The organism is Acinetobacter sp. MB5 (assembly GCF_003261585.1).
Taxonomy (GTDB): domain Bacteria; phylum Pseudomonadota; class Gammaproteobacteria; order Pseudomonadales; family Moraxellaceae; genus Acinetobacter.
In genome coordinates this window covers 1-20,787 of the sequence record NZ_POVU01000026.1, presented here as the reverse complement: position 1 = coordinate 20,787, position 20,787 = coordinate 1, and the positions used below count along the sequence as shown (strand labels likewise).

The following is a 20,787-nucleotide window of genomic DNA, read 5'->3' as shown; positions in this document are numbered from 1 at the left end:
ATTTAAACTGGCGGATTGGCCTTATTGACAGCACTTGCAAGTCACGTTATCAATGTAATTTGTACAGGGTTATGAATAATGAAATCCATCAGAACGCAATAAAAATTAGGATATTTGCCTTATGACCACATATAAAGCGCCCCTACGTGACATACGTTTCCTCATGAACGAGGTGTTTAACTATCCTGAGCACTACAAAACCCTCTCCAATGCTGAAAGTATTGACCAAGACACGATCGATATGATTTTGGAAGGGGCGGCAGATTATTGTGAAAATGTCCTCGCACCACTGTATCAAAGTGGCGATGATGAAGGCTGTCATTTTAAAGATGGTATCGTCACCACGCCTAAAGGTTATAAAGAAGCTTACGATCAGTTCGTGCAAGGTGGCTGGCAAGGTCTGTCTTATCCAGAAGAATTTGGCGGGCAAGATCTGCCGATGTCGCTGAACCTGATTAAATCGGAAATGATGGGAACCGCCAACTGGTCATTTACCATGTATCCCGGTTTAAGTATGGGCTGTATGAACACCATTATGCAGTTTGGTACGCCTAAACAGAAAAACACCTACATGCCCCATTTAGTTGCGGGGACATGGAGTGGCACAATGTGTCTCACCGAACCGCAATGTGGTACAGACTTGGGACAGGTCAAAACCAAAGCTGAACCCAATGCCGATGGCAGCTATGACATTACAGGCACCAAAATCTTTATTTCGGCAGGCGAACATGACCTGACCGAAAATATTATTCATATTGTCTTGGCACGTCTGCCAAATGCCCCGATTGGCACAAAAGGCATTTCTCTGTTTATCGTGCCGAAGTTCTTGCCAACTGAGGATGGTGGCATTGGTGAACGTAATGCGGTGAACTGTGGCTCGATTGAACACAAAATGGGGATTAAATCCTCTGCCACAGCCGTGCTGAATTTTGACCAAGCCAAAGGTTTCTTGATCGGTGAGCCGAATAAAGGTTTACACGCCATGTTTACCTTTATGAACACGGCGCGGATCGGTACAGCGGTACAAGGCATTGCCCATGCAGAATTGTCTTATCAAGGTTCGCTACCTTATGCCAAACAGCGTATGTCGATGCGTGCGCTGTCAGGTAAAAAAGACCCCGATAAACCAGCCGATGCGATTATTCACCATGCCGATGTACGTCGCATGTTGCTGACTCAAAAAGCCATTGCTGAAGGGGGTCGTGCCATGATTTACCATGCAGCACAACTTGCCGATAAAATGAATGATGCCTTGAAACGTGGCGATCAGGCAGAGTTTGAAGCTTATGATGACAAACTGGGTTTTTACACTCCAATTCTCAAAGGTTTCTTGACTGAACTCGGCTTTGAAGCTGCCAACCACGGGATGCAAGTCTTTGGTGGACATGGCTATATTAAAGAATGGGGCATGGAACAAATCGTGCGTGATGCGCGTATTGCCACCTTATATGAAGGGACGACAGGCGTGCAAGCCCTCGACTTGATTGGTCGTAAAGTCCTGCTCTCTTCCAAAGGTAAAATCATTCGTGATTACACTGCGGAAATTTTAAAATTCTGTGGTCGTCATGCGCGTAATAAATACTTGCGTCGCTTTGTTTGGGACTTAACCAAACTTTGTGCCCAGTGGAATGCAATTACGGTACGGATTTTCTTGGCAGCACGTAAAGACCGTGACGTGGTTTCCTCTGCTTCAGTCGATTTCTTGATGTTCTCAGGTTATGTGATGATGGCGTATTTCTGGGCACAACAGGCAGCAATCGCGTCTGAGAAAATTGAAGCAGGTGATGGCGCAGAAACCATTGAGTTTTATAAAGCGAAAATCAAAGTCGCAGATTTCTACTTCGACCGTATTTTGCCACGTACTCAAGGACATGCCGAATCAGCAGTCACTCCATCTAAAACCCTGATTGGTTTACCTGCGGAGCACTTTAGTTTCGATTACTAATACATTTTCCAGCATAAAAAAGAGCGCATCATGCGCTCTTTTTTATTGGACTAAACCAATGCGCTTAATCATCAAGATCGAGGACTTGTTCAAGTAAATGCTCTGACGGTGCAAAATAATACGCGCCATCCACCGCAGTCACAAAGTGCAGTAAGCGGTCATGAATCCCGTCACCACTGGTACCAAACATACGTTGCAACATGCGGTCAATACGGGTCAAATCTTTAGTGTAAGCAATAAAGAACAGCCCTTGATCGCCATGTCCATCGCCATAAGGCAGGCTGTGACGCAAGATTTCCAGTTCTTCACCTTCTTCATCTTCAACTACCGTACGGGCAACATGCGCATTTTCAGGTTTGACATCATCATCCAGTTCAATCGACTCAAGCTTGGTGCGTCCGATGACATGCTCTTGGGCATCGACTTTTAAACGGCGCCATTTGTCCAAGTCATGCACATAACGCTGCGCAAACACAAAACTGCCCCCTGCAAACTCGCCTGCTTCAGCATCTAAAAGTGCAGTTTCTTCACGGTCATCTTTAAATTGCGGATTTTCCGTGCCATCAATAAAGCCTGTGAGATCTCGCCCATCCAGATAACGGAAGCATGCGCGCTCATCAAGAACTTCAACTTTGTCCTGAATGCCGTTAAAGAAGGTCTGACTGAGTGCAAAGCAAATGTCGGTACGCTGGCTCGCAATATGAATCAACACATCGGCAGGCTGTACAGGCATGTCAAATGCCCCTGCTTGTGGATCGAGTTGCTTGAATCCTGCTGGCGCAGTGCTATGCAGTTGACTCCACAAATCAGGGCCAAAAGCCACAGAGGTTTTGATTTGCTCATTCGGATGCTGAGTCATCAGACGGTCTCGTTCCGAGAAAAATTTCTCAAGTTGTTTTTTTAAATCATGAAGACTGAGCTGATTCAAACGAACCACAAGAAAACGTGCATGATCTGAGGGTAATGGCAAAATCACAGATTGAGCAGTCATGTAAAGCTCCTAAACATTGTTATCATTTATCGCTCGAACCATTCTGCCTCAAGCCCACCCTGCTTAATAGCCTATTTTTGATAATATTTTTTGTTGCAGCTTAATGATTTTTCAGATGATACAAACAGATTGTGATTTCTCCACTTCAAGTTAAAATCAAAGCACCTGAGACGTTCATTTTTAAAGGATATCCCCTTGTGACAACCCTCATGATTTCCTATCTGATTGCGATTGCTTTACTGACCATTACACCTGGCTTGGATACCACGCTGATTTTGCGTACAGCAACGGTGGAAGGTCGTCAAAAAGCCTTACAAGCAGCCATTGGAATTAATCTGGGGTGTTTGGTCTGGGGACTGATTGTGGCCTGTGGACTCGGGGCATTACTGAGTAGTTCGGTGTTTGCCTTTACCATCCTGAAATGGACAGGCGCAATCTATCTGGCTTGGCTCGGTCTGCAAATGTTGCGCCATCCACGTCAACACTTGGGCAATTTAGAGCAAGACACAACCACTCAGCAAAACTGGTTACTCAAAGGTTGTTTGAGTAATTTGCTGAATCCTAAAGTCGGGATTTTCTATATTTCGTTTTTGCCTCAGTTTGTCCCTGATCAACAGGCAGCAACCGCTTGGATTATGTTGCTGGTGCTGATTCATATTGTACTGACACTGATCTGGTCGACTTTCCTGATTATCGGTTCACAGCCTTTTGCCAAATATCTGAAACAGCCGAAAATCGTGCAAAGCATTGACCGTATTACAGGCGCTGTTTTTGTTTTGTTTGCTTTAAAGCTGGCACTCAGTAAACGCTAAAATACAGACACGATAAAGGGGCATTTTGCCCCTTTATTGATTTCCAAATCTATAAAAATTCTTCTAACACACTATTTAAAAATAAATGCCCTTTCTCGGTACACGCCAGTCGCTCAGGATCTTCGATCAAAAGTTGCTGTTGCTGTAACTTTTCAACCGTTGCAGCAATACTAGAAAATGGTAGGCCTGTACGCTGCTGATAAAACTCACTCGGGACACCTTCATTTAAACGCAGTGCATTCATCATAAATTCAAAAGGCATATCTTCATCGTCAATGCGTTGCCACTGCAAGGCAGGCGCAGGTACTTTAGAAAGATAATCCTTCGGCATACGGCTTTTCTGGAAACGGTAAATACCATCAGGCTGGCTGACTTTACCGTGTGCCCCTGCTCCAATCGCCAAATAATCGCCAAACTGCCAGTAATTCAGGTTATGTCGTGAAGGTAATTCTTTACGCCATGCCGACACTTCGTAATTGATAAAACCCTGTGCTTTTAAATACTGCTCACCTTGTTGCTGAATTTCAAGCAGCAAATCTTCTTCAGGTAAAATCGGCTGGGTACGGAAAAATACCGTATTCGGTTCGATGGTGAGTTGATACCAAGACACATGTGTTGCGCCACATTCCACCGCCAAACGTAAATCTAACAAAGCTTGCTCAAGGGTTTGCTGTGGCAAGCCATGCATCAGGTCAACATTGACCCGTTCAAAACCTGCCTGCCGTGCCTGTTGAATGGCTTTTTGGGCATTATCACTGCTATGAATTCGCCCTAAACGTTGCAAATGTTCGTTGTCAAAACTCTGTACACCAATCGACAGACGGTTAATGCCTGCCAGTAAATAATCGGCAAAAGGCTGATGTTCCAGTGTGCCTGGATTGGCTTCCAAGGTAATTTCACAATCCGTAGCAAAATTCAGACGCTGTTTTAATTCGCTAAATAACCACTGATAGCCTGCTGCCGAAATCAGGGACGGCGTTCCACCACCAATAAACACACTCTGAATTTCACGACCCTGCGCCCATTCAATCTGCGTATCAAAATCTGCAACCAGCGCCTGTAAATATTCCTGTTCCAAATCCAGTGACAATTTGCCATCGGGTACAGCATGCGAATTGAAGTCACAGTATGGACATTTACGCACACACCACGGCATATGAATGTAAAGCGACAACGGAATATTTTGCGGATTAAACAAGCTCAAGAACTCAGCCTAAAATGAGAAAAAACCATCGCGGATTTTAGCATGTCTGACGCATAAAAGCCGCTCGGCAATGCTACACTGAACTGAAAATAACAACAGCAAGGAGCAGCCGTGAAACTTACAGTCCATCTGTTATGGTTGTGTCCGCTCGCCTTTGGCATTGGTATTGCCATGACCTTTCAAACAGCAATTAACAGCGCCTTACGCGAACACTTGGAGTCAGCGCTACATGCCGCATTGATTTCCTTTAGTGTTGGTACACTAACGTTATTGCTGCTGGTTCTATTTTTTACCAAAAGTTTTCCGCACTGGCAGACCTTGAGTCTGTTGCCATGGTATTTGTGGTTTGGTGGCTGTTTGGGGGTTTATGCGATCAGCATGAGCATTTATACTGCCCCCAAACTGGGATTTTTGACCTTTTCGGGTTTGGTACTGTTTGGTCAAATCAGTATGTCGATCTTACTGGATCACTTTGCATGGTTTGGTAATGAACGTGTCCCAATCTCTTGGCAACGTGTTTGCGGAGCCGTCGCAATTTTTGTCGGTGTATTACTTACTCTACAACGCTAATTTATTTGAGTATTCTCAGTGCTAAAAACTCCATCAACAGGCGTGGAACTGAAACGCCTGTTTAGTCTTATGATTCCGATTCTGATTACCCAGTTTGCCCAAGCAGGTTTAGGGCTAATTGATACCATTATGGCGGGACATTTGTCCGCCAGTGATTTGGCTGCAATTGCGGTCGGTGTCGGAATCTGGATTCCTGTGATGCTGATGTTTACAGGCATTGTACTGGCAACTACCCCTTTGGTGGCTGAAGCACTGGGCGCACGTCAAGAGAAGCAAATTCCACATATTGTGCGTCAATCGTTATGGGTCGCAGGATTACTCGGCATTTTAGCTTTGCTACTGCTCCAGTTTATGCCACTGCTATTACCGTTATTTAAGGTACCTACAGATTTAATGCCCAAAGCCAGTCTGTTCTTGCATGCGGTGGGTTTTGGTATGCCTGCGATCACCTTATACACGGCGCTGCGTTGCTATTCGGAAGCGTTGGGTTATCCACGCCCTGTCACGGTAATTAGTTTGCTATCTTTGGTGGTTCTGGTTCCACTCGACTATATTTTTATGTACGGCATTGGCCCGATTCCGCATTTGGGCAGTGCTGGCTGTGGTTTCGCGACTGCGATTTTACAATGGCTGATGCTATTCACTTTGGCGGTTTATATTTGGAAAGCTAAAAAATATCAAACACATAAAATTTTCAGTCATTGGGAAGCATTTGACAAAGCCATTGCCAAACGAATTTGGAATCTGGGTCTTCCGATTGGTTTAGCCGTGTTTTTTGAGGTCAGTATTTTCTCAACAGGCGCGATTATTCTCAGCCCACTGGGCGATACCATTATTGCAGCACATCAAATTGCCATCTCGGTCACTTCACAACTGTTTATGATTCCAATGTCACTGGCGATTGCCCTGACCATTCGGGTTGGGACGTACTATGGGGAAAAAAACTGGGAAGGTCTGCGTAAAGTACAAAAACTGGGTTTAATGACAGCGACAGGAACAGCATGTCTGACCATGAGTTTTATTGCGCTATTTCACAACCAAATTGCTGCGTTGTATACCAGTGACCCTGCCGTGAGCCAAGTGGCAGTGTATTTGCTGTTTTTCTGTATTGCCTACCAAATGATGGACGCATGGCAAGTCAGTGCCGCAGGCTGTTTACGTGGAATGCAGGACACTCAAGCGCCGATGTGGATTACGTTACTGGCTTATTGGGTGGTCGCGCTACCACTGAGTATTTACTGGATTCGTTATCAACAGATGGGGCCGCAAGGGATTTGGATTGGTCTGATTGTGGGACTAAGTGTGGCATGTGTGCTGTTGCTTGGGCGTTTGTATCGCATGAATCAGCGATTAAAATTACAAGCTTAAATTATTGTGCTGCCATAAAATAAAAAACCGCATCAATATCAGATGCGGTTTTTTTAGTTTACGTATTCAATTCAAACTTAACGATGCAGCGCATCTGCAATGGCTTCAACCAACTGCTGGGCAATTTCCTGCTTGCTGGCTTTGGCCAGATCACGTTTTGGTAAGGCATGATTTTGTGCAAAAAACACGGTCATGGCATTTTCATCGGACGCAAAACCAATGTCACTGCGCGACACGTCATTGCAAGCGATCATATCCAGTTTTTTCGCCACCAGTTTACCTGCGGCATATTCTTCGACATTACGGGTTTCTGCGGCAAAACCGACCATAAACGGACGTTTCTGCTGCTGAGCAATCGTCGCGACAATATCGGGGTTTTTAATCAGTGAAACATCCAGTTCATCGCCCGATTTTTTAATTTTATGCTCGGCCACCTGTGCCACACGGTAATCTGCCACCGCGGCTGTCGCAATAAAAATATCACAGCCGTATTCAAGCTGTTGCATACTTTGATCGAGCATTTCTAAAGCTGAATGCACATTCACCCGATCCACACCGTTGGGTGTATCAAGGCTGACAGGGCCTGCGATCAAAGTGACTTTTGCACCCGCCGCATAGCAGGCACTGGCTAAGGCAAAGCCCATTTTCCCTGTACTGTGATTGGAAATATAACGTACAGGATCAATCGCTTCACGAGTCGGCCCTGCGGTAATCACCACACGTTTACCTGCCAACAAACCAAATTTTTCAGCAATGGCACGCTGGGTCTGATGGAAATACAGTTTGACCTGTTCCGCCAAATGCTCAGGCTCAGGCATACGCCCCAAACCGACATCGCCACAGGCTTGCGAACCTGCTTCTGGCATTACCACATGCACACCATCTTCAACCAAAATTTGTAAATTGCGCTGCGTGGCTTTAGCTGCCCACATTTGCTGATTCATGGCAGGTGCGACCCAAACAGGTGCTTTAGTTGCCAAATATAAGGTACTCAGCAAATCGTCCGCCAAACCATGTGCAAACTTGGCCAGCGTGTCACAACTGGCAGGTGCAACCAGTAACAGGTCTGCCCAACGTGCCAGTTCAATGTGCCCCATGCCCGCTTCTGCTTCAGGATTCAGCAATTCGGTATGCACAGGATTACCTGAAAGCGCCTGAAAAGTGAGTGGGGTAATAAACGCCTGTGCACCATGCGTCATCACCACACGGACATTAAAACCGTAGTCTTTTAGACGGCGAACCAGAATGGCACTTTTGTACGCAGCGATACCGCCAGTCACAGCCAACAGAATGTTTTTGCTTGAAATTACGCTTACATCAAAGCTCACGAGGGGCTACCTTTGTGTTGCAGTGGCGCTCACAATAGCATTAAATATAGCGAATCCCAAGTCATGGGAAAAACAACAACGATTTATTTAGAATTAAAAAATATGAGTTTATCCAGCATTAAATCGTGGCCCGAACAGGAACGTCCACGCGAACGATTATTAAACCAAGGTGCACGCAGTTTATCCGATGCCGAATTACTAGCAATTTTCCTGCGTTCAGGTTCGCAGCAATATTCCGCTGTTGAACTTTCCCGTGTACTGATTCAACATTTTCAGGGGCTTGCGCCTGTATTTGATGCCTCTCTGGATGATTTATCCAATTTTCATGGCATTGGCCCAAGCAAATACGCCCAACTGATGGCGGTCAAAGAACTGGGACGGCGCTATTTAAGCCAAAGTTACACATCACTACGCCAAGCACTCAATTCTTCCAGCCTTGTCATGGACTATTTGCGTTATGAACTGCAAGGCGAAAAACAGGAAGTTTTTGCCGTACTCTGCCTAGATGCCGAGCTGCACAAACTCGATTTTAAAAAATTATTCTTTGGTTCACTGCAACACTGCGCCATTTCTATCAACCAATTACTGCGTTATGCCATTTCCCAACATGCCGTACATATCGTGATTGCCCACACCCATCCGTTTGGTGTGGCGCAGCCCTCCGCTGCCGATGTTGAACTGACAAAACAGATTGATGCTGCTTGCCAACTGCTTGAAATCAAATTACTTGACCATTGCATTATTTCACCAACAGGTTCATTCTCTTTCGCGGAGCAACAGCGATTGCCCTCTCCTTCAGATCTGAACAAGTGATAGAAGCCTTATGATTGTCCGCGATAAAAGTAATATTTTTAATCTGTTATTTTCTTGGAGAGGCACGATTTTACCCAAAGTCCTGCCATCTTTAGCGGTGGTGATGTTGGCTTCCGCAGCGATTGCGACATTGACCTATTATGGCGTTTTGCATGTGCCTCAAGTCCCTGCGATTGGCTTCACAATTTTCGGGGTGATTCTGTCGATCTTCTTGGGTTTTCGTAACAATGCCTGTTATGACCGTTGGTGGGAAGGTCGCAAACTTTGGGGCGCACTGATTGCCAATGCCCGACATATGGATCGTGATACACGCGTCTTATCCCATGCGCGCCGAGAACGAGTGATTCACCATGTGATTGTCTTTTCCAACATGCTGCGCGACCGCCTTCGCCACCAAACCGCCAATCCAACACAACTGCTGGAAACAGGTCGTTTAAATGAACATGCGGTGGAAAGACTCAACCAACATCTGAATGCGCCACAATACACTTTAGGACTGATTCAATGGGAGCTGATGCAAGCGCTCAAAGATGGGGAAATTAGCGATATTTTGTATCAGCAGGTCAACAGCCACGTTGTGGATATGGGCAATGTCCAAGCAGGTTGTGACCGTATTGCCAGCACACCGCTGCCTTTTTCTTATTCTGTCTTGCTGAATCGTACTGTGTACTGTTTCTGCTTCTTGCTGCCTTTTAGTCTGGAATCAATTTTAGGCTTGTGGACACCGTTATTTGTCGGGATTTTGGCGTATTTGTTTTTGGGGCTAGACATGCTCAGTGCCGAACTCGAAGAACCCTTTGGCACACAAGACAATGACTTGCCACTGGATTCGATTGTCCGTCTGATTGAACGTGAATTACTCAGTTCACTCGGTAAACCCGTTCCCGCACCAATTCAGGTCGATAATCATAATTTGCTATAAAACCCAATCAATGCTCACTCTGTTGAGCATTGATTTTTTTCAATTGAATAACCTAATCAAGGAATGATGTTGTGATGAAAATTTTAGGCAGAAGCGACTCAATCAATGTCCGTAAAGTGCTTTGGCTCTGCGATGAATTAAAGATTCGCTATGACCGTGAGGATTGGGGGCGTGGTTTCCAATCTCCTCAAGCGCCCGAGTTTGTCAAACTCAATCCTAATGCCACTATTCCCGTCATCATTGATGGTGATTTTGTGCTGTGGCAGTCCAATTCAATTATTCGCTATTTAGCCAATGCTTATGCAGGGCAAAATCTTTACCCTACGGATGCCAAACAACGCGCCATTATTGACCAATGGATTGACTGGCAAGGTATTGAACTGAATAACAGCTGGACGTATGCCCTGATGAATTTGTTTCGTCATTCCCCTGAGCATCAAGATCCAAAGCTGGTTGAAAAAAGTATTCAGGCATGGAGTAAAATGATGCTGATTGTGGAACAGCAACTTGAAAAAACAGGGGCTTATATTGCAGGCGAACAATTTTCTTTAGCCGATATTGTGATTGGGCTATCGGTTCAACGTTGGTATTTAACCCCGTTTGACAAACCTGATTACCCGCAGGTGAAGCGCTATTATGAATTGCTCAGTCAGCGTGAAGCTTATCTGCGTTGGGGCAATAACGGGCAGAATTAATTCGGCTGAAAATGCTCAATAAAGAATACCTTTTTGAAATTTAAGATTGATCCCAATTAACCCAATTTGGATCAGTCGAATCATCTGTTAGCGAAACTCTTCCCAAATCCCCACCTGTTCAGGTCGTGGACGTGGAGCTTGCCCAAGCTTGAGCCACGGCATATGCTCCCCGTGAAAATCACTGCCAATTGACACTTTTAAATTGTTTTGGGCAATCATCCGATCCACCATCTGCCGCGTAGAAAGCGGATCACTTTCAGGTGCAAGTTCAACTGCATCCCCACTGCTTTGGGCAAACAGCTCAATCAAATAACGAGTATTGGTTGCAGACAAATCATAACGGGTCGGATGTGCGAGCACAGCAAAACCTCGTGCCTCATGAATCGCTTGTACCGTATCTTCCAAACTCAGCCCGTCAAATTTGACATAGGCAGGTTTGCCTTCTTTAAGGAATCGGTCAAAAGCTTGCTGTAAACGGCTGACAATGCCATTTTTCAGTAAGGCTTTGGCAATATGACTACGGGTAATCCGATCGGGCTGTTGTTCAACTTCAAGTAAAATTTCAGGATAAAGATCAACTTTCACTAGTTGTTGCAACTTCTGACAAATCCGCTCGGCACGCTCTGCACGAATCTGTTGCTGCTGTTCGAGAACGATTTGTAAAGCTTCAGGATTTTGCATATTCAGTGCCACAATATGCACGCTATAACTTTTTTTAGTGGCAGGTCGTGACCATTGACTGGAAATCTCAACCCCTGAAATCAGCGAGATACCATGTTGTTCTGCAGCCTGTCTTGCCCGTTCTATCCCTTGCATTGAGTCATGATCGGTCAATGCCAATACATCCACACTACGTTCGGCAGCCAGAGCCAAAAGTGCCTCTGGTGACAAAGTCCCATCAGAAATGTTGCTATGTGTATGTAAATCTATGACCTGCATCTTTTATACTATGCCATTCTCGAAACTGGATTAGATACTCTAACATGAAAGCACTTTTAGACTTTGTGCCGCTCATTATTTTCTTTTATTTATATAAGACTGTTGATCCGACCGATAAACATCACCCGTTACTCACGCTGATTGGTTCACCAGGTGGGGTCGACAACAATAATATTTTGGCGGCAACCACAGGTCTAATCATTTCCATGTTAGTGGTTTACGGTGTGTTGTTTATCTTCCAGAAATTCCGTTTAGAAAAACAGCAGTGGATTGTGCTGTTTATGACCGTGATTTTTGGTGGCGTCACCCTCATGCTTAGTGACGACTTTTACATCCGTTTAAAAGCGGCCTTATTAAATCTGGTCTTTGCAGGTGCATTTGCACTTTCTCCATTTTTCACCAAAGACCGTAGTCCACTGATTAAACGCATGTTTGGGCCTGTACTTGATTTAACAGCTTCCGCATGGAAAAAGCTGAACTATGCGTGGGCCATCATGTTTGTGGTGATGTCAGGTTTGCATGTTTTCTTCGCATTTTTATTTGCTCACGGCAAATATTGGGGAGAATTTACTGCATTTGGCGACATGATCGTGATGTTTTCTTTTATCATTATCCAGTTTGTCGTATTACGAAAACATTTCAAATCTCCAGAAGAGTAAATCAGAGAAGATTATGGCTTTATTTGTAGTATCCTGTACCGATCAAGAAGGTACTCTTGAACAACGTCTTGCATCTCGTCCCGCACATCTTGCCCGTCTTGAGCAACTCAATGCTGAAGGTCGTCTCATTCTTGCAGGGCCGATGCCGAAACAGCCGGGCAATCCACAAGCAGGATTTTATGGCAGTACGCTTGTCGTGAATTTTGATTCTCGTGAAGATCTCGATGACTGGTTGGCAGAAGAACCTTACCTCAAAGCAGGGGTTTATAGTCAGGTTGACGTTAAACCTTTTATTCAAGTTTTCCCAAAAGGATAAAAATCATGCGTGTTGTTGTACCAAGCTTACTCAGCTTGTTTTTGCTGAGTTCTTCAGCATGGGCTGTTGAATCAGCAACTCAGCCGCAAGCTGCTGCACCCACGGGTACAACAGCCCCTCAAACAACACAAAAACCTGCCGTAGCCCCCCAACCCGCAGCTAAGCCTGCTGCACCAAACCCGAATCAGCCCGCTCCACTCATGGAGTTGACCCCTGCCCAGCTTGCACAAAAAAAAGCTGAGGAAGATGCACGTATTAAAGCATTGGTTAAAAATCAGTTAACGCGCATGCAACAACTGGAAAAAGCCAACCTCGATGCACTGGCTCAAAACCAAGCCTTACAGCTCAAAAATGACAATCTGAATGTTCAAGTTCAAGTTTTACAAAGTGAACGTAGTGCTCAGATCTTCATGTATGGCGCTGCAACGATGGGCATTGGAGTTTTACTTGGCTTCCTGATTGCCAGTTATATCCATACCAAACGTCGTCGTCAGTGGTAATCTGAGGTAAGCTCACATGTTTAGTGCAATTGAAACGGCTGAGCTGGATTGGCAACAGGTCGATGGGATTGATGTGCCCATTTCCAAGCAATTTGGTGATGTGTATTTTTCCAAAGACAATGGTTTACTTGAAACCCGACATGTTTTTTTAAATGGCAATGATTTAGCGGAACGTCTGGCACAACTCGATGATTATGCCTATTTCTGTGTCGGTGAAACGGGTTTTGGGACGGGTCTAAATATTTTGGCGCTTTGGCAGCTGTGGCAACAGGTTCGCCCAGAGAATCACAGCCATTTACATGCAGTGAGCGTAGAAAAGTTCCCACTGTCCAAAGCCGATCTGATTCGTGCACTGAATGCTTGGCCTGAACTGTCTGACTTGTCCGAGCAATTGATCGCTCAATACCCTTTAGCCATTTCGGGCTGCCATCGACTCACGTTTCCAAATGAGCGTTTTAGCCTCGATCTATGGCTTGGCGATGCCGAAGATGTATTTCCGATCATCCCGAAAACCCATCAAGTCAATGCGTGGTTTCTCGATGGCTTCGCGCCCTCTTGCAACCCTGAGTTGTGGCAACAAAATGTGCTGGATCAAATCATTCGCCTTTCAGATGTGGGAACCACTTTCGCATCGTTTAGCGTCGCAGGCATTTTAAAGCGCGGACTCAAGCAGCATGGTATTCAGATTTCCCGTCCACGCGGTTTTATGCATAAGCGAGAAATGCTCAAAGGTATTTGGGCCGCCGATGAACAAACTCCACAGCCATCTTTAAAAACATCTCAAAAAACCATTGCCGTCTTAGGTGCAGGCATTGCAGGTTTATCGACTGCATGGGCTTTTGCCCAACGTGGACACCATGTGCATGTATTTGATGGTAATGGTGCGCTCTCAGGCGGCTCTGGCAATCCTTTGGCGTTGCTCAATCCCAAGCTCTGCCCAATTTCGCAAAGCCATGAACATTTGATGTTGGTGAGCTGGCAATATGCGCTACGTCACTACGCCCAATTTAAAGTGTTTCGTGCGTTACAGGTCAGCCAGTTTGACTTGAAAGATAATGGCGAACTCGCCAAGTTGCCTGATCAATATCCTGAAGGTCTGCTTGTACCAGAAGCGAATGCTGAATTTTCTGCCACGCTACAAGGAATTTGTCTAACGCAAGCAGGGGCTGTTTCCCCTCACCAACTGCGGGATGAAATTTTGGCACATCCTCAAATTCAATTTCATCAGCAACATGTTGCACAGTTGCATGGCACAGCGCCCATTCAACTGCTGAATCAAGAACAGACTGTTTTACTTGAAGCGGATCATGTGATTGTCTGCTGCGCACTAAACACAGCTGCATTTTTTGAAAACTATCCTGTCCTGAAACCGATTCGTGGGCAAGTCAGTTGGGTGAAAAATTCAGCTCAGCCATTGTCAGCCGACCATGCTTATAGTTATGGTGGCTACTGCATGCAGTTAAATGATCAAGAACTGATTTTAGGTGCATCATTCCACCCCAATCGGGATGATGTTGAAGTCCTTGAAGCAGACCATCAGCATAATCTGGAACTGCTACAGCAACTCAGCCCAGACTATGCCGCAACACTGCCAAATATTACGACTTGGCAAGGTCGTGCCTCATTACGTGCACAAAGTCAGGATTATTTTCCATTACTCGGTCAAGCGAATGCGGAACGTGAAGTGTATAGCTTTGCAGGCTTAGGCTCGAAAGGCTTCCTATTCGCACCATTGTGCAGTGAGATTTTAGCTGCGGAAATTTTGGGAGAGGCTTGTCCTGTTCCCATCAGCCTACGGCAAAAATTGCAAATGCAACGCTTTAGCAAAAAGCAGAAAGTGAAAAAACCGTATTTTGTGAAACCAGAGCGATGTGAAGAAAAGACTATTTTATAAGATTTATTATTTTTTTCTTAAACCGCACCTTTTTTATAAGGTGCGGTTTTTATTTGCTTTAATTTTGTTCGATTGGTAAGCCCGCCTCTTTTGCAGCACGAGTTCCACCCATCAACACAACATATTCACGAGAACTGTCAAAATCTTCCAGTTTCTCAGCCGCACGCGGAGCCTTACTACCACCACCACACAGAATATAAATTGGCTGATCCGTATTCACCTGAGTTAATACATTGATATCTAAGTCATTAATAGGCTGATTAATCGCACCTTTGAGATGACCCTCTGCATACGCAGTAGCATCACGAACATCCCAAATAACCGCATTATCTGGGAACTCAAATGTTGTAATTTCTTGTTTACGGATCATTGCGCACTCCTTTGATATAAACAACACTTGGCAAATGAAGAAAACCCTCTTAGCATCTCAAATATTTCATCTATTTGTAAAGGTCTCAACATGCCATCATTTGATATTGTATCTGAACTTGAGCTATTTGAAGTCAATCATGCGGTACAAAATACACAAAAAGAAATTGCAACACGTTTCGACTTCCGTGGTCAGGACGTTTCAATTGAAATCAATGAAAAATCAAAAGAAATTAAAATTTCAACTGAAAGTGATTTCCAGTGTGAACAGGTTTATAACATGCTTGAAAATCATTTTTACAAACGTAAAATTGATACCCAAGCCCTCGACCCACAAAAAGCCACTGCTTCTGGCAAAAATGTCATTCAGGTGATTAAACTGAAAGATGGTCTAGATTCAGATACTGCAAAAAAAATTAACAAATCGATTAAAGAAAGTGGCATCAAAGTTCAATCATCTATTCAAGGCGACAAAATCCGTGTAACGGACAAAAAACGCGATACATTACAACAAGTAATGAACCACTTACGTGAACAGCAATTTGGTGTTCCTTTACAGTTCAACAACTTTAAAGACTAAATCTGAATATAAAAAAATCCCCAATTTATGGGGATTTTTTTATGACTTAAAAGAATTATGCAGAAGCTTGGCTCAGAAATTTCTGTTTTACTTCTTCTGGAATTTGACGTTTATGACCTTCAGCATCAACGGCAACAAAGGTGAAAATCCCTTGGGTAATACGCTTAGGCTCACGTGAGCTATCATGGCTGTCCCACACTTCAATTTGCATTTGAATTGAAGTATTTCCCACTTTCAAAATTTTGGTATAACAGCTCACCACATCGCCCACTTTCACAGGGACAAGAAAGGTCATTTCATGAATCGAAATGGTTGCACAGCGCCCTTTACTAAAACGCTCCGCATGAATTGCGCCAGCCAAATCCATCTGTGACACAATCCAGCCACCAAACACATCGCCGCTCCAGTTGGTATCTGCTGGCATCGCGATCGTTTGTAAAGATAATATTCCTTCAGGTATTTTGCTTGATTCAGTCACGTCAGTTCCCTATTTGATCAGTTGTTGGTCTAGCCATTGTTTTAATTCGCTAGAACGTAATGCACCGCTTATTCTAGCAATTTCGTTGGTTTTATTCATCAACACTAAGGTTGGGATACTGCGCACATGAAATGCCTGACTTAGACGAGGGTTTTCTTCCGTGTTAATTTTGGCAAAAATTACATGAGGATACTGCTTCGCCACTTCTGCAAAATGTGGAGCCATCATCTTACAGGGGCCACACCAATCCGCCCATAAATCAATAAAAACGGGCAAATCACTATGCTGAACAATAGTACTAAAATTTTGTTCATTCAGCTCAATCGGAGCCAATGGCAGCAGAACTTGGTGACACTGACCACAGTGTGGTTGCGCCGCTAGTTTTTCTTCAGGTACGCGATTTTTAGCTAAACAGCTTGGACAGACTACAATCATTCGCCTATCTCCTCAATGATTTTCATTGTTATAACAATGAGGGTAAAGCCTTAAAAATTAAAGCACTCAGCATCATAAAAAATAGCAAAGCTTCACCCTATTTTACGGTTTCACTATGAAATTCAAATCAGAGTTTGCGCTTTAACAACAAGGTTAATGCTATGATAAGCCTATCAAAATCATATCTTGTTGGAGTTAAGCATGTCTGAGAATGTCGGTTTTGCAGGTCAGATCGCCCCTGAACATGTTGCGCAAATTGTAGAAAAAGGCTTTAAATCTATCGTCAATAACCGTCCAGATTTAGAAGGTGGCGCTGAGCAACCAACAAGCGCTCAAATTGAAGAAGCTGCACGTCAAGCAGGCTTGGACTATGTCTATCAACCTGTTATTCCAGGACAAATCACAGAACTTGATGTTCGCACTTTTGCAAATCACTACAATGAATTGCCAAAACCAATTCTAATGTTCTGTCGTACAGGTAACCGTTCAAATAATCTGTATCAACTGGCAAAACAAATGGATTTACTTGACGACTAAATCCAATTTTCCTGTATTGCAACTTTGTGATACAGGAGATTTTTGTTTTCAATGGAGAATACCATGAAATGGATCTTACTCACACTGACTAGTCTCTTACTCCTTACTGCATGTAACAGCATGGATCTTAAACCACATGCCAGTATTAGTATGGGCACCGCAATTTAAACCAAACCATATTGTTAAAAAATGCAATCCTAGGAAATATCCCTTATAGTGAATAAGAATATAGTCCCAACAGAATAACAATATGTACGACATCATTATTATCGGTGCAGGCACAGCAGGCATCAGCGCCTATCAAGAAGCCATTAAACATACCAAAAATATTTTAATTATCAATGCTGGCCCATGGGATACCACATGTGCTCGCGTTGGATGTATGCCCAGTAAAGTCTTAATCTCTAGTGCAAATCAGCTCCACGCGGCACAACATCTTGAGCGAGTTGGAATCCAGGCTCAGGTACAGGCTGATACTCATCAAGTCATGCAACGTGTCCGACAACTCCGTGATCGCTTTACTCAAGCAACCCTTAAAGATGTCGAAAGCTGGGATGCAGCACATAAAATCCATGGCCAAGCTCATTTTGTAAATCCACAAACCGTTGAGGTCAACGGACAATACTTTCAAGCAAAAAGTTTTATTCTTGCTGTTGGCTCAACGCCCAACATTAACTCAGAGTGGCAAACAACTATAGGGGAACGACATCTAACCTCAGATCAAATTTTTGAGTTAGAGCAATTACCAAAATCAATTGCTGTTGTCGGGAGTGGTGTAATTGCGATTGAACTGGCTCAAGCTTTGCAACGTCTCGGTGTCAAGACCACTATTTTTGCCCGAAGTAAACGCGTGGGATCACTCAGCAGTCCAGCCTTACAACAATTGGCCCAACAAGAGCTGAGCAAAGAGCTTCATATTTTATTTGAGACCTTACCTGAACACGTTGCACTGACTGATCAGAACCAAGTCGCAATCAGTTACACAGAGCACCAACAGCCCCAAACCCTCTATGTCGATTATCTCCTCAATGCGACAGGTCGGCGCTCCAATTTATCCAGTTTACAGCTAGGCAATATCGAACCTGATTTTAAAGAAACTAAACATCTTCCAATTGATGAACATACACGCCAACTTGGACAATATCCGATCTTTATCGTCGGGGATGCTGCAACCTCAACACCCGTACAGCATGAAGCCGCACATGAAGGCAAAATGGCAGTACATAATTGTCTGAATTATCCCACACTCAAAAATATCAAAAATTTGACACCACTCAGCATTGTCTTTTCTTCACCCGAAATGGCAAGTGTTGGACAAACCTATCGGGAACTTCAGACAAAAAATATCCATTTTATTATTGGAAAAGTTTCTTATGAAAAACAAGGACGTGCTTTAGTTCTAGGAAAAAATCAGGGTGCGATTGAACTCTATATTGATGCCAATAGCCGACAACTCCTTGGAGCTGAATTATTTGTTGAATCTGCGGAACATCTAGCCCATTTACTCAGCTGGATGATCTCAGAGCAACTCACTCTTGATGAGATTTTAGAAAAACCCTTTTACCATCCTACTTTAGAAGAAGGACTAAGAACTGCGTTAAAGCATGCTCGACGGCAACTTCAAACTACTCTGTAGGATCCTCTTCTTGCTTTAAAAGTAGTGTAACGTGTTCAGTATGAACCGTAAGATGTTCAATCCAGCGTTGGGCTCCAAGTAATTCAAGAGTTTGTGCTGCATTTAATCGCCATTTTGTAGAAACATCCATAATCTGTTTTCGGTGTGAGGCTTGCTCAGTCATACTCTGCTCAGCAATCATCTTAAACTCTTCAACTAATACAATCGGAAGTTTTGGAAAAGGATCCATTTTTAAATAAGAAATTTGTTTTTCCAGAAGATTGGCAACAGTTAGAGGTAATATCTGTAATTCTTGTTGTTTTTTCAATAATTCGACCTGAGCAACTTCACGCAAATCATTACGTAGCACACGAAGATAAACCATCAATCTTAATAATAAAATGAGCCTCTGCTGATCACTCACAGATTGGGGCATCGACATCTGATCCAAATAAGCTTCAACTTTCGTTAAAAGATGATCTAATTCATTTGTATCAAAAATGGGGGCTATAATTTCTCCCCGAATAAACTTAATAAATAAACAGTAAATATTCACAAGGGTTTGCAATAAAACCCGCTCTGTTGCTGCAATTGCCAAAGCAGGCACAGTATATAAAGATGCATCTAGATATCTTGTCAGAGAAGTTTCTTTTTCAGGTAAAAATTTAACCAAAATAAGATCAAGTTGCTGAATTAAAGGCATAAAAATCAATGCACCCAACACACTAAAAGCCGTATGAAATGCAGCAACGATAAGAACAGCATCAATCCGATGTATATAAGTAATATGCTTAACTAACCATAAAAATGCTGGTGCTAAAAAGAAAAATGCAAAAATTGCTGTAACAACATTAAAAATAACATGTACTGCTGCTGTTCTCTGAGCGCTTGTCGTTGCTCCAATTGCAGCAAGAATCGCTGTTGTTACAGTACCAATATTCTGTCCGATAACCAACATCAACGATTGCTCCAAAGTAATCGTATGACTTGCTAACGCCGCTAATGACGCTGTTAATGCTGCACTTGATGACTGTAGCAAAACAGTCATCACAAGCCCCACAAGAACAAGAATAAAGCGGCTTAACATACGGTCTAAAGGCCACTTACTTAGATCGAGAAACCGACTATCTCCAGACATAGCCTGCTGTAAAATCTCAATACCAAAAAATAAAAGCCCAAATCCCGCTAAAGTTACCCCCAATAAAGCTAAGCGATCCTTGCCTAATAGTTTGAGTAACATACCTATACCAACCATCGGCAGTGCTAACTTTACAATCGAGAATTTAAGACCTAATAAAGCGACCAACCATCCTGTACTCGTTGTACCAATATTGGCACCTATAATGACACCAATTGCATGATGAAATGAAAGTACACCAGCACTGACAAAACCAATGGTTGCTAACGTGGTTGCTGTCGAAGACTGTACTACAAGCGTCAGAATAATACCTGAGAACATCGCTTTAGATGGAGAATTAGTAAATCGGATGAGCCATTGACGTAAAGCTTCACCTGCAAGGGCTTTTAGGCTATCTGTAATTAAACTGATACCTAACAGAAATAAACCAATTCCTCCAAACAACTGTAATATGGAGCTCACTTTCGATCCTAACATCAATTTATAATTATAATGATTTACAGATTTAGCATAAAAATTGATGAGAAGCCAAACAGCAATTCTACATATCTAAAAAACAAGCATAAAAAAGCACCCCGACCTCTATAGAGATTGGGGTGCTTTGAATAATGAGCTGGCGATGACTTACTCTCACATGGGTAACCCCACACTACCATCAGCGCTAAGAGGTTTCACTTCT

23 protein-coding genes are annotated in these 20,787 nt (G+C 43.6%); 15 read left to right on the top strand and 8 right to left on the bottom strand.

What is annotated here, in order from left to right; all coding sequences use genetic code 11:
• Nucleotides 1–121 precede the first annotated feature (121 nt).
• The gene (locus C1A47_RS16500; RefSeq protein WP_111896117.1) at nt 122–1,945 is read left to right on the top strand and encodes an acyl-CoA dehydrogenase C-terminal domain-containing protein; all 1,824 of its coding nucleotides are present in this window, start codon (nt 122–124) and stop codon (nt 1,943–1,945) included.
• 64 nt (nt 1,946–2,009) lie between these two features.
• Here C1A47_RS16500 and C1A47_RS16495 read toward each other — a convergent pair whose 3' ends face one another.
• Nucleotides 2,010–2,936: a Dyp-type peroxidase gene (locus C1A47_RS16495; protein WP_111896116.1), complete on the bottom strand. Its 927-nt coding sequence runs from the start codon at nt 2,934–2,936 to the stop codon at nt 2,010–2,012.
• A 197-nt stretch (nt 2,937–3,133) separates the two neighbouring features.
• Between C1A47_RS16495 and C1A47_RS16490 the strand changes: the two genes are divergently transcribed.
• Entirely contained in the window at nt 3,134–3,748 is a 615-nt protein-coding gene (locus C1A47_RS16490; RefSeq protein WP_111896128.1) for a LysE family translocator, read from the top strand.
• Between the two features lie 49 nt (nt 3,749–3,797).
• Here the strand turns inward: C1A47_RS16490 and hemW are convergent, their stop codons facing one another.
• A complete protein-coding gene (hemW, locus tag C1A47_RS16485; protein WP_413772975.1) occupies nt 3,798–4,904 on the bottom strand; it encodes a radical SAM family heme chaperone HemW in 1,107 nt (368 codons plus the stop codon).
• Nucleotides 4,905–5,063: 159 nt separating this feature from the next.
• Here hemW and C1A47_RS16480 point away from each other — a divergent pair, with 159 nt between their 5' ends.
• Nucleotides 5,064–5,522, top strand: a complete 459-nt coding sequence (locus C1A47_RS16480) for a DMT family transporter (RefSeq protein WP_111896114.1) — start codon at nt 5,064–5,066, stop codon at nt 5,520–5,522.
• A gap of 69 nt (nt 5,523–5,591) precedes the next feature.
• Nucleotides 5,592–6,890: an MATE family efflux transporter gene (locus C1A47_RS16475; RefSeq protein WP_111896127.1), complete on the top strand. Its 1,299-nt coding sequence runs from the start codon at nt 5,592–5,594 to the stop codon at nt 6,888–6,890.
• 77 nt (nt 6,891–6,967) lie between these two features.
• On the opposite strand, the gene coaBC is transcribed toward C1A47_RS16475, so the two are convergent.
• Nucleotides 6,968–8,218 carry a bifunctional phosphopantothenoylcysteine decarboxylase/phosphopantothenate--cysteine ligase CoaBC gene (gene coaBC / locus C1A47_RS16470; RefSeq protein WP_111896113.1) on the bottom strand — a complete coding sequence of 417 codons (1,251 nt, stop codon included), beginning with the start codon at nt 8,216–8,218 and terminating at the stop codon, nt 6,968–6,970.
• A gap of 102 nt (nt 8,219–8,320) precedes the next feature.
• On the opposite strand from coaBC, the gene radC reads away from it, so the two are divergent.
• From radC to C1A47_RS16455, 3 genes are all read left to right on the top strand, one after another.
• Nucleotides 8,321–9,031, top strand: a complete 711-nt coding sequence (gene radC / locus C1A47_RS16465) for a RadC family protein (RefSeq protein ID WP_227539806.1) — start codon at nt 8,321–8,323, stop codon at nt 9,029–9,031.
• Nucleotides 9,032–9,041: 10 nt separating this feature from the next.
• A complete protein-coding gene (locus C1A47_RS16460) occupies nt 9,042–9,953 on the top strand; it encodes a bestrophin family protein (RefSeq protein WP_111896111.1) in 912 nt (303 codons plus the stop codon).
• 71 nt (nt 9,954–10,024) lie between these two features.
• Nucleotides 10,025–10,648 (top strand): glutathione S-transferase family protein, encoded by a 624-nt coding sequence (locus tag C1A47_RS16455; protein WP_111896110.1) that lies wholly within the window; start codon nt 10,025–10,027, stop codon nt 10,646–10,648.
• Nucleotides 10,649–10,735: 87 nt separating this feature from the next.
• Here C1A47_RS16455 and C1A47_RS16450 read toward each other — a convergent pair whose 3' ends face one another.
• On the bottom strand, nt 10,736–11,587 hold the full coding sequence (locus C1A47_RS16450) for a PHP domain-containing protein (protein WP_111896109.1): 852 nt from the start codon (nt 11,585–11,587) through the stop codon (nt 10,736–10,738).
• A 44-nt stretch (nt 11,588–11,631) separates the two neighbouring features.
• On the opposite strand from C1A47_RS16450, the gene C1A47_RS16445 reads away from it, so the two are divergent.
• Genes C1A47_RS16445 through mnmC form a run of 4 tightly spaced genes read left to right on the top strand, consistent with a single transcriptional unit; the run spans nt 11,632 to nt 14,956 of the window.
• Complete coding sequence (locus tag C1A47_RS16445; RefSeq protein WP_111896108.1) at nt 11,632–12,246, top strand: septation protein IspZ; 615 nt, start codon at nt 11,632–11,634, stop codon at nt 12,244–12,246.
• A 13-nt stretch (nt 12,247–12,259) separates the two neighbouring features.
• Nucleotides 12,260–12,562 carry a YciI family protein gene (locus C1A47_RS16440; RefSeq protein ID WP_111896107.1) on the top strand — a complete coding sequence of 101 codons (303 nt, stop codon included), beginning with the start codon at nt 12,260–12,262 and terminating at the stop codon, nt 12,560–12,562.
• 5 nt (nt 12,563–12,567) lie between these two features.
• The gene (locus C1A47_RS16435) at nt 12,568–13,062 is read left to right on the top strand and encodes a hypothetical protein (RefSeq protein ID WP_111896106.1); all 495 of its coding nucleotides are present in this window, start codon (nt 12,568–12,570) and stop codon (nt 13,060–13,062) included.
• A 16-nt stretch (nt 13,063–13,078) separates the two neighbouring features.
• Nucleotides 13,079–14,956 (top strand): FAD-dependent 5-carboxymethylaminomethyl-2-thiouridine(34) oxidoreductase MnmC, encoded by a 1,878-nt coding sequence (gene mnmC / locus C1A47_RS16430; protein ID WP_111896105.1) that lies wholly within the window; start codon nt 13,079–13,081, stop codon nt 14,954–14,956.
• A gap of 58 nt (nt 14,957–15,014) precedes the next feature.
• Here the strand turns inward: mnmC and C1A47_RS16425 are convergent, their stop codons facing one another.
• Nucleotides 15,015–15,326: a rhodanese-like domain-containing protein gene (locus C1A47_RS16425; RefSeq protein WP_111896104.1), complete on the bottom strand. Its 312-nt coding sequence runs from the start codon at nt 15,324–15,326 to the stop codon at nt 15,015–15,017.
• Between the two features lie 90 nt (nt 15,327–15,416).
• Between C1A47_RS16425 and C1A47_RS16420 the strand changes: the two genes are divergently transcribed.
• Nucleotides 15,417–15,905 carry a YajQ family cyclic di-GMP-binding protein gene (locus C1A47_RS16420; protein WP_111896103.1) on the top strand — a complete coding sequence of 163 codons (489 nt, stop codon included), beginning with the start codon at nt 15,417–15,419 and terminating at the stop codon, nt 15,903–15,905.
• Between the two features lie 55 nt (nt 15,906–15,960).
• Here the strand turns inward: C1A47_RS16420 and C1A47_RS16415 are convergent, their stop codons facing one another.
• The gene (locus tag C1A47_RS16415) at nt 15,961–16,329 is read right to left on the bottom strand and encodes an acyl-CoA thioesterase (protein ID WP_413772974.1); all 369 of its coding nucleotides are present in this window, start codon (nt 16,327–16,329) and stop codon (nt 15,961–15,963) included.
• A 63-nt stretch (nt 16,330–16,392) separates the two neighbouring features.
• Entirely contained in the window at nt 16,393–16,818 is a 426-nt protein-coding gene (gene trxC / locus C1A47_RS16410) for a thioredoxin TrxC (protein WP_111896101.1), read from the bottom strand.
• A gap of 201 nt (nt 16,819–17,019) precedes the next feature.
• Between trxC and C1A47_RS16405 the strand changes: the two genes are divergently transcribed.
• The 3 genes from C1A47_RS16405 (at nt 17,020) to C1A47_RS16400 (ending at nt 18,991) form a co-directional block, all read left to right on the top strand.
• The gene (locus C1A47_RS16405) at nt 17,020–17,355 is read left to right on the top strand and encodes a TIGR01244 family sulfur transferase (RefSeq protein WP_111896100.1); all 336 of its coding nucleotides are present in this window, start codon (nt 17,020–17,022) and stop codon (nt 17,353–17,355) included.
• Nucleotides 17,356–17,418: 63 nt separating this feature from the next.
• Nucleotides 17,419–17,523, top strand: coding sequence for a lipoprotein (locus C1A47_RS18050; protein ID WP_413772973.1), 105 nt, complete (start codon nt 17,419–17,421; stop codon nt 17,521–17,523).
• A gap of 82 nt (nt 17,524–17,605) precedes the next feature.
• The gene (locus C1A47_RS16400; RefSeq protein WP_111896099.1) at nt 17,606–18,991 is read left to right on the top strand and encodes a dihydrolipoyl dehydrogenase; all 1,386 of its coding nucleotides are present in this window, start codon (nt 17,606–17,608) and stop codon (nt 18,989–18,991) included.
• Here the strand turns inward: C1A47_RS16400 and C1A47_RS16395 are convergent.
• A complete protein-coding gene (locus C1A47_RS16395) occupies nt 18,981–20,585 on the bottom strand; it encodes a Na/Pi symporter (protein WP_111896098.1) in 1,605 nt (534 codons plus the stop codon). The genes C1A47_RS16400 and C1A47_RS16395 overlap by 11 nt on opposite strands.
• Between the last annotated feature and the right edge of the window lie 202 nt (nt 20,586–20,787).

Coding starts and splice junctions, on each gene's coding strand:
- C1A47_RS16500 (WP_111896117.1), top strand. CDS start 122: ATGACCACATATAAAGCGCCCCTACGTGACATACGTTTCCTCATGAAC.
- C1A47_RS16495 (WP_111896116.1), bottom strand. CDS start 2,936: ATGACTGCTCAATCTGTGATTTTGCCATTACCCTCAGATCATGCACGT.
- hemW (WP_413772975.1), bottom strand. CDS start 4,904: ATGCCGTGGTGTGTGCGTAAATGTCCATACTGTGACTTCAATTCGCAT.
- C1A47_RS16475 (WP_111896127.1), top strand. CDS start 5,592: ATGATTCCGATTCTGATTACCCAGTTTGCCCAAGCAGGTTTAGGGCTA.
- radC (WP_227539806.1), top strand. CDS start 8,321: ATGAGTTTATCCAGCATTAAATCGTGGCCCGAACAGGAACGTCCACGC.
- C1A47_RS16460 (WP_111896111.1), top strand. CDS start 9,042: ATGATTGTCCGCGATAAAAGTAATATTTTTAATCTGTTATTTTCTTGG.
- C1A47_RS16450 (WP_111896109.1), bottom strand. CDS start 11,587: ATGCAGGTCATAGATTTACATACACATAGCAACATTTCTGATGGGACT.
- C1A47_RS16445 (WP_111896108.1), top strand. CDS start 11,632: ATGAAAGCACTTTTAGACTTTGTGCCGCTCATTATTTTCTTTTATTTA.
- C1A47_RS16440 (WP_111896107.1), top strand. CDS start 12,260: ATGGCTTTATTTGTAGTATCCTGTACCGATCAAGAAGGTACTCTTGAA.
- C1A47_RS16435 (WP_111896106.1), top strand. CDS start 12,568: ATGCGTGTTGTTGTACCAAGCTTACTCAGCTTGTTTTTGCTGAGTTCT.
- mnmC (WP_111896105.1), top strand. CDS start 13,079: ATGTTTAGTGCAATTGAAACGGCTGAGCTGGATTGGCAACAGGTCGAT.
- C1A47_RS16425 (WP_111896104.1), bottom strand. CDS start 15,326: ATGATCCGTAAACAAGAAATTACAACATTTGAGTTCCCAGATAATGCG.
- C1A47_RS16420 (WP_111896103.1), top strand. CDS start 15,417: ATGCCATCATTTGATATTGTATCTGAACTTGAGCTATTTGAAGTCAAT.
- C1A47_RS16415 (WP_413772974.1), bottom strand. CDS start 16,329: ATGCCAGCAGATACCAACTGGAGCGGCGATGTGTTTGGTGGCTGGATT.
- trxC (WP_111896101.1), bottom strand. CDS start 16,818: ATGATTGTAGTCTGTCCAAGCTGTTTAGCTAAAAATCGCGTACCTGAA.
- C1A47_RS16405 (WP_111896100.1), top strand. CDS start 17,020: ATGTCTGAGAATGTCGGTTTTGCAGGTCAGATCGCCCCTGAACATGTT.
- C1A47_RS18050 (WP_413772973.1), top strand. CDS start 17,419: ATGAAATGGATCTTACTCACACTGACTAGTCTCTTACTCCTTACTGCA.
- C1A47_RS16400 (WP_111896099.1), top strand. CDS start 17,606: ATGTACGACATCATTATTATCGGTGCAGGCACAGCAGGCATCAGCGCC.
- C1A47_RS16395 (WP_111896098.1), bottom strand. CDS start 20,585: ATGTTAGGATCGAAAGTGAGCTCCATATTACAGTTGTTTGGAGGAATT.